The sequence below is a fragment of the Enterococcus malodoratus ATCC 43197 genome (assembly GCF_000407185.1).
GTDB classification, from domain to species: domain Bacteria; phylum Bacillota; class Bacilli; order Lactobacillales; family Enterococcaceae; genus Enterococcus_A; species Enterococcus_A malodoratus.
The window spans coordinates 1,050,189-1,062,654 of the sequence record NZ_KE136482.1 but is presented as its reverse complement, the minus strand read 5'-3'; the positions used below and the strand labels follow the sequence as shown (position 1 = coordinate 1,062,654).

Below are 12,466 nucleotides of genomic sequence, written 5' to 3'. Positions count from 1 at the left end.
AGATAACGCTTATCCAATTGAATAAGAGTGCTCGCCGAATCCACGAAGAGTTTCAAAATCCGCCCGTATTTACATACCGCCATTCTTCATGCTATGTTTATTGAACAAATCATGTAAAAGGATGTTCGAAATTTAGCAGCTTGCAGTCCTTTTTTTATCAATTAGAACGATGTCTTTCTGCCCATGTTCACCTTATAAAGGTGTCAATATAAATAACGAATAGGAGGGTGTTCCGATGACAGGATTGGTAGAGGCGTTTTTAAAGGAGACGGAGGAAAAGAAGCTATATGTTTTAGCTGCCCAGATTCGAAAGGACGGTCAAGTGGTTGATGAATGGACGAGATTTCCTGCAAAACCAAGGTTTGAAGCGTACTCCATTTCAAAAACGTTTGCTGCGGTAGGTGTAGGGATCGCTATAAAGGAAGGGTTGATCACGTTAGATGATCGAATCGCCGATAGTTTTCTGGAAGAAAGCTACGACACAACAAATGAGAACGCTTTAAAAATAACGGTTAAAGATTTATTGACGATGACTTCGGGTGTAAGTGAAAGAATGCTTCGCAGAGCGGGATATGAACGGAAGCATGAACGAGATTGGGTCCGTTATTTTTTTAAACATGCGCCATTTCTTAATGAACCGGGAACAACTTTTCTATACAACAACGCAAATGCCTATATCTTAGGCTGTTTAATCGAAAAGAAATCGGGTCAGAATTTGAGAGAATATTTAAGGTATCGACTTTTTGAACCTTTAGAGATTCATAATGTCGAATGGACGAGCTGTCCGATGGGGCATACGATAGCGGCCAATGCACTGCAGTTAAGCGTGGATGAGGTTGGAAATTTTGGTCAGCTTTTACTAAATAAGGGTGTGTACAATCGGAAACGCATTTTGTCGGAGGCGTTCATAGATGAAATGCTTACTCCGCATTATGAAAGCACAGAGTTTGTACCAAACGATCCTCCGGTTAAGGCAGGTTATGGGTATCAAATATGGATTGATGGCGCAAATGATGTGGTATTTATGTGGGGAATTCTTGGGCAATACTGCATTTTGATTCCTAAGAAGAATGTAGTGATCAGTGTTTTATCCTTGGAACCCACAGATGAGATGGGGCATGAGTTGTATCCTTTGTCGCCGCTTCGTCAGACGATATGGGAAGAATTGGTTATGAAAGTATGATCGATAATCGCCCACCATTATAAGCTAAACAACTAGCATGATAATGGTAGGTTTTCCTATTTTCAGAATATATTGCTACCAAAGGATTGTGGGAATATCATTCATTTGTGATACGCGGAGTCGAATTATAAAAGACAATTTTTGTAGATTAATTGTTTATAAACTATTTCCAGACCAACAAATTTAATTGTTGGTCTTTTCGTCGTATACGCAACTTTTTTTCGTATCCGATGAACTTTGATTCACAGCTCCAAAAGTAGGTTATCTTTAGGTACAACATATATTTAGGAGGAATTAACAAATGGCAGGAGCAATTACAGTCACACCCGAACAGCTGAAATCCGAGGCGAAGGTCTATCAACAAGCCTCAGCACAAATCGAGGACGCGATCCGCAAAGTCAATTCAATGAATCAAACGATCGCTCAACAATGGCAAGGTGAAGCGTTTCGTGCATACTTGGAACAATACAACCAATTAGAAGGCAACGTAAAACAAATGGAAGAATTACTAGAAAGTATCCACGGACAATTGAACAAATATGCGGATACCGTGGCAGAACGCGACCGCCAAGATGCTGGATCATTCGGCTTAAACTAATAGGAATTTTAAGCATCAGTACATTGTGTGCTGGTGCTTTTTTCAAAAGGAGCAGAACTATGGCAGTAAAAAGTAATCTGGGAGTAGCCCAACAACGAGCGAGTGCGTTGAAGAGCGCGGCAGGCAGCTTGACGGGAGGTGGTGTTCCCACAAGTGACGCACAAACAACTGTTTCGGGAAATAAATCCGCGCAAAATGCAGTGAAATCCACCATCAATGCGGTACTAAAAGTCACCGAAGCAGTGAACAGTGCTTCCAGTAACATCAATAGTGTGGCGAAAAACTTTGAAGCGATCGATCAAGCTGGGAAAGAATTATTTACGAGGAAGAATTTGTGATGAGTGAACAACGATTAGATGACATTCGTAGAGAACAAAGAGGCGTAACTAAGAAGCAAGACGAATTATATGATCGTCAACGCTCAGTTGATCGCTTGAATGATGGCATCGGAACCTATTTTCGACAAACTCAGCAACGATTACAAAAATCACGCGAGACCTTTCGAAAAAATGATGGCGGTCGTGATTTCGATGAACTCTATTCCTTCTTTTCTCGGGATGCTGGAAAAGCGATGGCAGCACTAGGGGATGAAAAAAGAGAAATTAAGCGAGAACAACAATTGCTAGAAGAGCACGATCAAGCATTGAACAAAGAGAAACAAAAATTATACAGCGAGGAGGAAACCAATGAGCATTGATATGTATGTCGGCAGTTCGCAAGCCCAGGCGAGCGGTGTCAACACGATGTGCCAAAAACAAATTCAAGGCTATCAACAGCTTCAGCAAGCCATCAATCAATTTGTCATGAGCAGTGCCGAGTTGCAGGGGAAAACCTATGATTCAGCCAAACAATATTTCTCAGCAGTCTTAAATCCTTTAGCTAAAGGTGGTATGCTTTTGGCTGAGGCAACCGCCAAAGCGTGCCAGAAGTTCCCAGACGACTACCAATCACAAGTCGATAGTGCGGATTTGAAATCATCCGAGTTGGAAGAACAAATTCAACAATACCAACAAGGAATTGATACCGCCAATTCAATTATTCAATTTGTTTCAAGTAGTCCGTTGCCTGAACCTGCTAAGAAAACAGTGTTGAAGTCGGTCAAGGACGTCAAAGAGGGGCAAGAAAAGGCGAAGAAGAAACTGGACAAGAAACTAAAAAAATTATTGAAATTCGATTCTTCTTCTCCTTCTATTTTTTCTGAGATAGCAACACTGGAATCGGCTGTGAACGCGGGAACAGCACAGGCTGGGACATGTTGGAATGGAAGTACAGGGACATTTATGGTGCCGAAACAGGAAGATATGGCATGGGCTACGCATATTAATTTGCAGTGGGAAAAACGTGCAATGGAAAAAGGTGATGGACCTAAAGTTGAGGTTAAACAACGGGCTATTGGTAAGGGAACACAGGGAGAAACTTACATCTACGAAGTTTACGTAGATGGTATTTATGACGCAGAACAGTCAAAACGATATAATGAAATTGTTCAAGCTGCGAATTTAAGTGCTCTTCATTTCATGGGGGATTTGACACTTATTAATGATATCTATCGGTTGGTGACTGGAAAAGATTGGCTTTCAGGAGAAAAAGAAAGTCGTTTGGAAGCTGGGTTTTGGTTAGCTTTATCCGTAATTCCTGTAGAAAAACTTTTAAGAATGGCGAAAGAAATCAAAGCAGGAAATAAACTATTGAAGGGCGTTGCGTTAACAGAGAAAGAAATCTCGATATTAACCAAAGCTGGCTATTTTGATGAAGTAAAAAGAGTGAAGTTTGACTTTGGAGCAGAAAATCCAGTATCTGGAAAAGAATGGAATGAATATTTTAAGGTTAAATATGGATCTGGAAATGTTCAGTGGCAAACTTCAGTTAAGTCAATAAACGAAATAATTGATACACCGAGTTCGCTAACAGGTGTTAATCCTATTGATGTTGTCGATTTTGTGAAAAAGAAGGGGTGGAATGTGACTCCTCTTAAGAAAGGTGAAAATGCAGGTATTCCTTTTGAAAAAGGTGGAGGATTTAGTATGAATCCCCCGGCAGGAACCAGTGGAAGTTCAAGATATATTCAGTATCATCCCGGTGGTGGGCACCATGGTGATTTACCTTATTATAAGGTATCCTCTCCGGAAAATGGAATTTCTAGAATTTATATTGACGGAAGGGTTGTGAAAGAATGATTAATGATGTAGAAAAATTAACGTTGTTATATGACAGAATGATTGAAAACTTAAATGAATTTACAATGACTCCGATAGATCAAATAGAAAAGTTAAAAGGATTTCCAGTTGCTGATGAGATTGCATCAGATTTTTCTGATATAACAATAAAGTATGCAAAAGAATTATTTGATGCAGAATGGATAGATAAAGAACAATTCCAAAAATTCTTAGATGTTGATGGATATTTAGAGAAAATGAGTGAAAATAAGGACTTATGGAGTGAAGAAGCATTAAAATCAGCACCAGAATGGGAAGAATGTAGAGAAATGGGGTTAGAGCTGTTGTCATCTTTAGGATATTAAAATTGAAAAAACAGAGAAATTTTAAACAAAGTTTTTTTAATAAGTATTGGAAAGTATACTAAGAGAAAAAAATCAAATAAATCCTTTTTGACGGAAGTAATACTAATTATATAGTCCATCAGTATAAGCTACTTATCTAGCATTATACTGGTGGTGTTTTTGTTTTTCAGAATACATTGGTATCAAAGGACTGTATAAATAGCATTCACCAACGATGCTGGAAACTATATCATCATTTTTTTCACTTAAGCAGATTTTTATTAATCCATTTGATGTAAAATGGAGACTGATAGCGCTTGAGGTTGCCTTTTTCGCCTTTTAAAACTAAAAGAATTGAGTACAGAGTATTCAAATTATCATTATACTTTGAATACTGGATATCAACCCAGAAACGAGGCTTATCATGAAACATCAACAAGAGTGGAAAATACTCTCAGAACAACTAATGGAAGAACTATGGGACATTGTCTACCAACGATTTTCTTTCGAACCAGATTATAAGGCTGAAGATTCACGCTATACATTAAAGGAGCCTCACGATCTTTACAGTTGCAAGGGAGTAAGTGCCATAGCTGATTCTGATCCTAGCTGGCGTTAAACGATCCAAGGCATTTTTTGCATGTGCTTAAAAGATCAAAAATATATGTACGCTTTAGATTGGCAGCATACTTGTTACGAATACTATCCGCAAGTGAAGACACGTAAAGAGAACCCAACATTTATTTTGGATGAAAGATATCACGGTGGTGGATACAATGCGTATTTTCCAGAATTTTACCCCAATGGAGATTATTATTTGTTCTTTTCCAAGGATTTATCTTGGGGCTATCTGACTGATCCGTGGCGGCAACATATTTTTGTCTATGGTGAACAATTGAGAAAAGAAATTCAAAAGAACGCTCAGTATCTTGGATTTACACTGATTGAATCTAGTGCTGGGAATAAGAAATAAAATGGTTCAAGCTTGAAAGTAATACAATCCAGTTGTGTTACTTTTTTGCGAAAATCTTGCTAAGAAGTTTAGTCCCAAAGTTGGGACTAAACTTCTTTTTGTAATTCGAACACTATAAAATAAGATTTGAGAGCTACTATTTCTATTTGCGTCATTAAAAGAGATTCTCTTGCCAGAAATAATAAGAAGACACTTAAGAATATTTTGGATGTGAACTATGAAGAAAAAGGCAGTTATTTATTGTGTCACTCGACCACATATACAGTTAACAGCAGTATCCATTGCTTCAATTGTAAGTAATTACAAAACCAAAGAACCTTTAGACATATTGGTGGTCGTTAGCGAATTAGGAAACGAAGAAATACAGAAGCTAAAGAGTATTCCTAAACTTTATGAAACAGAAAGTGTGTCTATCAACATTTGGTATCCTCCCGAAATAGTAAAAGAAATAAAAAATTATAGTAATTCACGGTTTCCAGAAGTTACCTTGTGGAGATTATTTCTGCCTTCCTATTTTAATAACTATGATACCATCCTGTATTTAGATAATGACACTATTGTATACGATGATGTATCCAACTTTTTTAATCTTTTACCTGAGGAAAAGGCGCTTGCCGCAGTTAGGGATTTCTACTTTTCGGTTGTCAGTGATAGTGCGGATAGTTCTGATCATTTTGGGGTTAAAACCATGAAAAATTACTTCAACTCAGGGGTTATTCTATTTAATGTAGCTCTGTTCAACAAATTGATTAGCCCAGAAGAAATACTGAGTATGATAAATAAGAAGGGATACTTGTATTTAGATCAAACGATTTTGAATATTCTTTGTGAAGAAAGTGTTCACTTATTACCCTATGAATACAATTACCAGAAGGATGATCATTGGCTATTTGATTGGGCTAAAAACACAAATTATTCCAAATTTTTGGAAATTGAAAGGGCTAGAGAAACTGTTAAAGTGCGACACTTTGTTGAATTTGAAAAAAATTCGATGCCGTGGGAACACTTACTTGTGTTGGATAAATGGGAAAAAGATTTTTGGGAGTATTTATACACGGTAAAAACTTTAAATTGTGAGTCAGATAAATAAACTATTTTAATTCGCGAAAGTAATGTAAACGGATAGTATTACATTACGTAAAAAAAGCAGCATACTGAAGTGAGACCCAATAGTTAGACCATATACCGACTGGAAAAACTGGTCGGTATATTTTTATGCTGTCATTCGCTCTCGGTACTGAACTGGACTACAACCAAGCCGGGTTTTAATTCGACGATGATTGTAGTAATCTATCCAGTCCTCAATTGCCTGTTTCAAGTGCTCAAAACTTGTATATTCGACACCATGATACATTTCTTGCTTTAATAAACCGAAGAAGTTTTCTATCAGTGAGTTGTCCAAACAGTTGCCCTTTCGGGACATGCTTTGAAAGATATTCTTATTCGATAATGGTTTTCTATATTGCTTCAACTGGTAAGCCCAACCTTGATCAGAGTGGAATGTCCGACGATAGGGACAATCTGCAGTGTAGTCAATGGCTTCTTTTTGACCATCAAGAATGGCCTTTAACGTTGGTGTCTCTGAAATTCGGTAGGACAAAACTTCTCCATTAAACATATCAAGGAACGGGTTAAGGTACAGTTTTTTGATTACTACTCGCCCCGTATTGTCCCGTTCGAAATACTTGAATTCAGAGGTATCTGTAGTGATTTTTTGATGAGGAACCGATGTATAAAAACGGCGGTGAATACGATTTTTCGCCACTTGTCCAACAGTTCCTTTGTAAGAACAGTACTTACGAGATTTTCGTGTGAACTTCTCGCCTTTCAGTCCAAGCTTACGCATCAATCGACGGATTTTCTTTTGGTTCACTTTTAGTCCGCGTTCATTCAAGGCAATTTGAATGCGACGATAGCCATAATTCCCATTATTTTCTTCGAAAAGTTCTGTAATAATTTTTTCTAATGCGGCGTCTGGATTTTCACGATTGAAGCGTTGTTGCCAATACATATACGTTGCTTTAGGAAATTTCGTCGCTTCAAGTAGAATTCCTAATCGGAATTCTTTTCGGAGTTCGTGGATGATTCGTGCGTCTCGTTCTTGAGTCGATCCGGGATAGTCATCCCTAAAGCTCGGAGCTTTTTTATGAATGCTAGTTCTGCACGAAGCAGTTCATTTTCTCGTTCCAGCTCCTGCTCACGCGTCAACGGTTTCTTTGGTGTTTTCTTCTTTTTCTTCGTCATGGAAGGTCTTCCTCTCGGTTTGGGTGAAAGACCTTCCATGCCTTCGCGGAGAAATGCTTGATGCCAGTGCTGGAGTAAATCTCCAGATGGCAATCCGTAGTTCAACGCAACATCAAGGTAAGAGTCACCACTAGTCAAATAATAGTGTATGACATCTTGCTTGAATTGAGAAGAATAAGTCTGTTCGGCTTTTCTTCGATTTAGAGCGCTAAAGCCAAGTCTTTCAGCGGTTTTCACCCATTTTTTAACTAACGACATAGCTGGAATACCAAAGCGCCGAGCCAACGTTCGATAGCCACCTTCACCATTCTGATACGCTTCGACAACGATTCTTTTGAACTCATAATCATATTTGGCCATTAAAAAACCCCTTAAGTTAGATTTTCTGGTCTAACTTAAGGGGCGCACTTCATACATTTAATTGTACGCTGCTTTTTTGTTTGGTTTTAAGCGAATAATTTACTGCTCAACTAAAGTATTTCAGTCTTACCTGTGATCCTTTCAATTATTGAACATAAAATAAAAAGTATATCCATCTTCCTACTTAAGTCGGATGTGGTTGCCATCCCTTAATCATAGAATGAAATAGAGAGTTTCGACGCTCATGTAAAAAGGGGATAAATGGGTATGAAAAAATAAATTTATTTTGGGGGTTCTATGAAAAGGGTAAAAAATGTCATGGTTTTAGTAACGTTGTTGGTACTATTTTTTTCTTCGATAAGTTCTTCGGCATCAGTTGCGACTGAGCGGGAGGAAATTTCCGACATGATTCAGGAGCATGTAGACAAGGCTAAAATACCAAATGTGTCTACAGGATTGATCCATGGGGATAAAGCGACTTTTCTTTCGAAAGGGGAGCAACCGTCCGATCAGGATACGTTATATTACATTGGGTCCACTTCGAAAGCTTTTACTGCATTGGGTGTTCTATGGTTAGAGGATCAAGGGCTGCTTTCGCTGGATGATCCTGTTGCGAAATATCTTCCTTGGTTCAAGGTGAAATATGAGGGGAAGACGATTCCTGATGAAGATATTTCGATCAAAAATTTGATCTATCAAACCAGTGGATTTATCAATCATGAAAAGAAATTTCCGACGGCCAAAGCCAATATGACACTAGAAGAATACGCTCGAACATTTTCAGGGGCGGAATTGGAATTCTATCCTGCCAATCGCTATGCGTATGCCAATGCGAATTATGTTTTATTGGGCCTGCTGATTGAAAAAGCATCAGGGAAAAGCTACGCGGAGTTTACGAATGAAGTGATTTTTGAACCGTTAGGCTTATACAGTACCTATGCCGATCCCAAACAAGTGGGGAAAGAGGAAACTATCATAACAGGAAATCGGCTATCCTTTTTAAGAACGCACCCTTACCAAGTGGCAGTCAAACCGGCACTGATTCCAACAGGCTACATTATTTCAAACGCGAAGGACATCAGTAGGTGGCTGCAAATTCAATTAGGTGCAATAGATGTGAAACCACAAATGAAGCGGCTCATTGAGAAATCACACCAACCGGACACAGCTCACCAAGTCGATAAAAACACACGCTATGCGGCGGGGTGGTTTGTGCTGAATGATGGCACGATTGAACATTCTGGCGGTACGCAAAATTATTCCACGAATTTCATCATCAACCCCGGTACCCAAATGGGCGTTTGTGTTTTAACGAATATCAATTCAACTGTGAACACAAATATGATGGCGGAAAACATCATGAATATTATGGAAGATAAAGCTATCACTCCTTATCAATCAGATATATGGGTGACGATTGATACCATTTTCTCCATCATTACCTTTATCAGTGTTCCATTGATAGTTTTCACACTGATTATGCTTGTAAGAATCAAAAAGCGTTATCGCAAGGAACATCGAGTGAGAAAGATTTCAGGAAAGAGCATCGCTAAATGGCTTGCTTTGCCAATACTTCTACTGATTTTAGCGATCACTATGATCATCGTCTTTCCGATTACCTTTAGCAGCGGATGGCTCGCATTGAGTGCTTGGGCACCACATAGTATGTACACAGGTATTGTTTCATTCACGTTGCTAACGATTTTACTTATCGCAACAGCTTATACAGTTAGTATTTATCCTAAAAAGTAACCAAACGAGAGGCCCAGTCATTTGGCTTCTCGTTTTTTTGGAAAGTAAGGAGATTTATTGTTTAGATAAGATCAACTTGAAGTTAAAGTGTTCATCCTTTTTTATATTTTTGTCGAAAAATGAACAGTTTTTGATGGGGGCAATTTAACGATCTTTGGTAGAATCAGGCGAAGGAAAGAGGCTTACGCCTTTTTACACCTATTTGGTGATTGTGAAGTGGTCTTTTTCCTTGCAAAAAAGAGAGCAGATAGTTTGGAGTGATGCGCGTGATTGATTTACATTGTCATATTCTTCCTGGGGTAGATGATGGGCCTCAGACGCTTGATGAAAGTATTATCATGGCGCATGAGGCTGTTCGACAGGGGATTACACATATTTTATGTACGCCTCATCATAATAATGGTCAATACAATAATCCTGCTTCAATGGTCATTCCAGCGGTTCGTCGTTTGCAGCAGGAATTGGATCAACGAGGGATTGCACTCACTCTTTATGAGGGCCAAGAGGTTCGTATAACGGGTGAGTTAATAAAAGAGATTGAGCGTCAGAAAATTTTATTTACTGATATAGATAATCAATACCTATTGATCGAATTCCCAACTTTGGAGGTGCCGGCCTTTACCGAGCAATTGTTTTTCCAGCTGATCGAACGAGGGCATACACCGGTTATTGTGCATCCAGAACGCAATGCAGTTTTTGCTAGAGACCCGAATCGACTGCTGCCATATTTGGAGATGGGTGCGTTGACTCAAGTGACCGCGCCAAGTATTGTCGGTCATTTTGGCAGAAAAGTTCAAAAAACGGCTCACACAATGTTGGCAAATAAGCTGGTTTATATGGTTGCTTCTGATGCTCATAGTATTCAGCATCGGGGCTTCTATTTAAAGGAGGCGTATCAAGCGATTGAAAAGAGTTTTGGGTTGGACACTGTGATCGCGATGGAACAGATGACTAAGGATCTATTGAACGGGGATGACGTGCAACGTCCAGCCTTTCAGAAAATAAAACGTAGCCGCTTTTTTTAACGAACGACACACAAAGAGCTTGTATTCATGAAAAGGATACAAGCTCTTTGTGTTGGTTTTTAACTGTAAAAAGTTCATTTAGTTTTTCTTCTAACGTATGAAAATCCAGCTTTGTCGGTTCTCTTGGAATAACGATATTTGGGATCAAAGGTTTTTCATCTAAATACGACCTTCTTGTCGATAGTAGCAGATCAATCGAGCTGATTTCACGCATGCAATCACGATGGGTATAAATCTCCAGTTTGAACCGTCCAATAAATTCATTTTTGATCATTTTGATCAGCTTATGTTCTTCTAAGTTGGACAGATCGGAGGCTAAGAAAATCTGTAAAGGTTCTTCTACTTTATGGAGCGGTGTGATTGATTCCAGCAGTAAGGTATAAACGGACAGCAAATAGTTGGACTCTTTAAAAAGGGCGAAATTCGTCTTTTTATAAAGCAAGCGAATTAGTTCTTTTGCTCGGTTCTGCATATGAAGAGGAGTGCCTCCGCTAGCCTGTGCGCAAAGTCCATATGTATTAAAGCCAGTTTGTTCTTCATTTTGGAACAATTGACCGTATAGGTGTGCGCTGTATAAACTTTTATCGACAATTTTTAGGTCTTCCTTTGAAATGAAAAGATTTTGCTCGTCAAATAAGAGTTGTTTAAAGATCTCGACGGATTGATGCAGCTGGGTTTTCTTTTCGAAATGAAAGGCACTGAAATTTTTTCGAATGTAATTATCATTAAAAACTTCATCCAAAGTAAAAATATACAAAAAAAGAAACCCTACCTCATCGCGCCGATAAAGCTCCTTTGGCAGAACATCCTTCAACTCACAATAAAATTGTTCGAACAGATCATTTTTTTCAATATTTTCCCATAATTCTTTGGTCAAACAAATATGTTTTCCTTTTTTCGTCCGCTCGATACTTACTGCGATCAAACAAAAAAGCTTTTTATAGCCAAAATCAGATAAACATAAGTGAAAAAAAGGAACGATTCGTTCAATAATTTTTTCTGTAATGAGTTTTGTCGTACTGCCGCAGGGCCAATTTCCTCTAGTATGTGAATTCAACAATAAAAAGAAGCTCAATCTGCGAATTTGAATCTCATTTCCCATTAGTTCCAAAGAGCGGCGCTCGATCGATATCCCTCTGGGTGATAACTCTTTTCGAAACTTATTGATCATGCGCCATAAGGATGATTCGCTAACGTAATACTTGTGTGAAAACTGAATGATCGAGGTCATCTTTGAGAAAAAAATCCTCATTAACAATTGATAATTGATGGTCGCTTCAATGATTCGAAAGATCAAATCCTCTATGACCGGCTCAAAGTCATAATGCAGAAAATACCCCTTTTTAGTATGACTCTTCAACACGATTTCCTTGTTTAACCCAAAAGAATCGATGTCTTCTTCAATAAAGGAAAGGTACTTCAAAATGGTTCGCTGATTAATTTCTAATTGCACAGATAGTTCGTCAATAGACAACCAATTGTTACTTTCCTTCAATAGATAAATAATTTTAATTTTTGTAACCGTCTCTTTGTCGAATAGGTCCGCAAGTTGGTTAATTAATAACATCTTTATTATGCGCCTCCTTCCACTACTTTAATGCGTCAAAAACGTTATAAGTAATTAAATGATAATAAACAATAAAATGGTTTAACAAAATAATTTTCGTTTTGTTAATATCAGTTTTTTTATTTTATGGTTATTATTTTATACTTTTATCTTAAAGTTTACCTGTCAAATTCCGACCTGTAATTAACATAAAAAGATGTTTAGTTAGTTATTTGTTGAATTATTATTGATTTATATTTTGTTAGTTACATGACGAATGTGGCT

14 protein-coding genes are annotated in these 12,466 nt (G+C 38.1%); 11 read left to right on the top strand and 3 right to left on the bottom strand.

All coding sequences use genetic code 11. The annotated features are described in order from the left end of the window. The first annotated feature begins 235 nt into the window (after positions 1–235). The 9 genes from I585_RS14885 (at position 236) to I585_RS14850 (ending at position 6,344) form a co-directional block, all read left to right on the top strand. Entirely contained in the window at positions 236–1,183 is a 948-nt protein-coding gene (locus tag I585_RS14885; RefSeq protein WP_010741488.1) for a serine hydrolase domain-containing protein, read from the top strand. Positions 1,184–1,484: 301 nt separating this feature from the next. After that, a complete protein-coding gene (locus tag I585_RS14880) occupies positions 1,485–1,781 on the top strand; it encodes a WXG100 family type VII secretion target (RefSeq protein ID WP_010741487.1) in 297 nt (98 codons plus the stop codon). A gap of 59 nt (positions 1,782–1,840) precedes the next feature. Beyond that, the gene (locus I585_RS14875) at positions 1,841–2,119 is read left to right on the top strand and encodes a TIGR04197 family type VII secretion effector (protein WP_010741486.1); all 279 of its coding nucleotides are present in this window, start codon (positions 1,841–1,843) and stop codon (positions 2,117–2,119) included. Beyond that, on the top strand, positions 2,119–2,478 hold the full coding sequence (locus I585_RS14870) for a DUF3958 family protein (RefSeq protein WP_010741485.1): 360 nt from the start codon (positions 2,119–2,121) through the stop codon (positions 2,476–2,478). The genes I585_RS14875 and I585_RS14870 overlap by 1 nt, the downstream gene beginning before the upstream one ends. After that, positions 2,468–3,958 (top strand): T7SS effector LXG polymorphic toxin, encoded by a 1,491-nt coding sequence (locus tag I585_RS22710; protein ID WP_010741484.1) that lies wholly within the window; start codon positions 2,468–2,470, stop codon positions 3,956–3,958. The genes I585_RS14870 and I585_RS22710 overlap by 11 nt, the downstream gene beginning before the upstream one ends. Then, positions 3,955–4,302, top strand: coding sequence for a hypothetical protein (locus tag I585_RS14860; RefSeq protein WP_010741483.1), 348 nt, complete (start codon positions 3,955–3,957; stop codon positions 4,300–4,302). The genes I585_RS22710 and I585_RS14860 overlap by 4 nt, the downstream gene beginning before the upstream one ends. A gap of 403 nt (positions 4,303–4,705) precedes the next feature. Continuing rightward, positions 4,706–4,900 carry a hypothetical protein gene (locus I585_RS23720; RefSeq protein ID WP_010741482.1) on the top strand — a complete coding sequence of 65 codons (195 nt, stop codon included), beginning with the start codon at positions 4,706–4,708 and terminating at the stop codon, positions 4,898–4,900. 21 nt (positions 4,901–4,921) lie between these two features. Beyond that, on the top strand, positions 4,922–5,254 hold the full coding sequence (locus tag I585_RS23715; RefSeq protein WP_010741481.1) for a DUF2716 domain-containing protein: 333 nt from the start codon (positions 4,922–4,924) through the stop codon (positions 5,252–5,254). 217 nt (positions 5,255–5,471) lie between these two features. Further along, positions 5,472–6,344 (top strand): glycosyltransferase family 8 protein, encoded by an 873-nt coding sequence (locus tag I585_RS14850; RefSeq protein ID WP_010741480.1) that lies wholly within the window; start codon positions 5,472–5,474, stop codon positions 6,342–6,344. A gap of 123 nt (positions 6,345–6,467) precedes the next feature. Here I585_RS14850 and I585_RS22960 read toward each other — a convergent pair whose 3' ends face one another. Next, positions 6,468–7,406 carry an IS3 family transposase gene (locus tag I585_RS22960; RefSeq protein WP_232089434.1) on the bottom strand — a complete coding sequence of 313 codons (939 nt, stop codon included), beginning with the start codon at positions 7,404–7,406 and terminating at the stop codon, positions 6,468–6,470. Beyond that, entirely contained in the window at positions 7,307–7,858 is a 552-nt protein-coding gene (locus I585_RS23710; protein ID WP_010741478.1) for a helix-turn-helix domain-containing protein, read from the bottom strand. The genes I585_RS22960 and I585_RS23710 overlap by 100 nt, the downstream gene beginning before the upstream one ends. A gap of 297 nt (positions 7,859–8,155) precedes the next feature. Between I585_RS23710 and I585_RS14835 the strand changes: the two genes are divergently transcribed. Continuing rightward, entirely contained in the window at positions 8,156–9,610 is a 1,455-nt protein-coding gene (locus I585_RS14835) for a serine hydrolase domain-containing protein (protein WP_034709060.1), read from the top strand. Between the two features lie 266 nt (positions 9,611–9,876). After that, positions 9,877–10,635, top strand: a complete 759-nt coding sequence (locus I585_RS14830) for a tyrosine-protein phosphatase (RefSeq protein WP_010741476.1) — start codon at positions 9,877–9,879, stop codon at positions 10,633–10,635. Positions 10,636–10,660: 25 nt separating this feature from the next. On the opposite strand, the gene I585_RS14825 is transcribed toward I585_RS14830, so the two are convergent. Beyond that, complete coding sequence (locus I585_RS14825) at positions 10,661–12,202, bottom strand: AcpB/EbpR/MafR family transcriptional regulator (RefSeq protein ID WP_010741475.1); 1,542 nt, start codon at positions 12,200–12,202, stop codon at positions 10,661–10,663. Positions 12,203–12,466: the final 264 nt, after the last annotated feature.

Coding starts and splice junctions, on each gene's coding strand:
- I585_RS14885 (WP_010741488.1), top strand. CDS start 236: ATGACAGGATTGGTAGAGGCGTTTTTAAAGGAGACGGAGGAAAAGAAG.
- I585_RS14880 (WP_010741487.1), top strand. CDS start 1,485: ATGGCAGGAGCAATTACAGTCACACCCGAACAGCTGAAATCCGAGGCG.
- I585_RS14875 (WP_010741486.1), top strand. CDS start 1,841: ATGGCAGTAAAAAGTAATCTGGGAGTAGCCCAACAACGAGCGAGTGCG.
- I585_RS14870 (WP_010741485.1), top strand. CDS start 2,119: ATGAGTGAACAACGATTAGATGACATTCGTAGAGAACAAAGAGGCGTA.
- I585_RS22710 (WP_010741484.1), top strand. CDS start 2,468: ATGAGCATTGATATGTATGTCGGCAGTTCGCAAGCCCAGGCGAGCGGT.
- I585_RS14860 (WP_010741483.1), top strand. CDS start 3,955: ATGATTAATGATGTAGAAAAATTAACGTTGTTATATGACAGAATGATT.
- I585_RS23720 (WP_010741482.1), top strand. CDS start 4,706: ATGAAACATCAACAAGAGTGGAAAATACTCTCAGAACAACTAATGGAA.
- I585_RS23715 (WP_010741481.1), top strand. CDS start 4,922: ATGTGCTTAAAAGATCAAAAATATATGTACGCTTTAGATTGGCAGCAT.
- I585_RS14850 (WP_010741480.1), top strand. CDS start 5,472: ATGAAGAAAAAGGCAGTTATTTATTGTGTCACTCGACCACATATACAG.
- I585_RS23710 (WP_010741478.1), bottom strand. CDS start 7,858: ATGGCCAAATATGATTATGAGTTCAAAAGAATCGTTGTCGAAGCGTAT.
- I585_RS14835 (WP_034709060.1), top strand. CDS start 8,156: ATGAAAAGGGTAAAAAATGTCATGGTTTTAGTAACGTTGTTGGTACTA.
- I585_RS14825 (WP_010741475.1), bottom strand. CDS start 12,202: ATGTTATTAATTAACCAACTTGCGGACCTATTCGACAAAGAGACGGTT.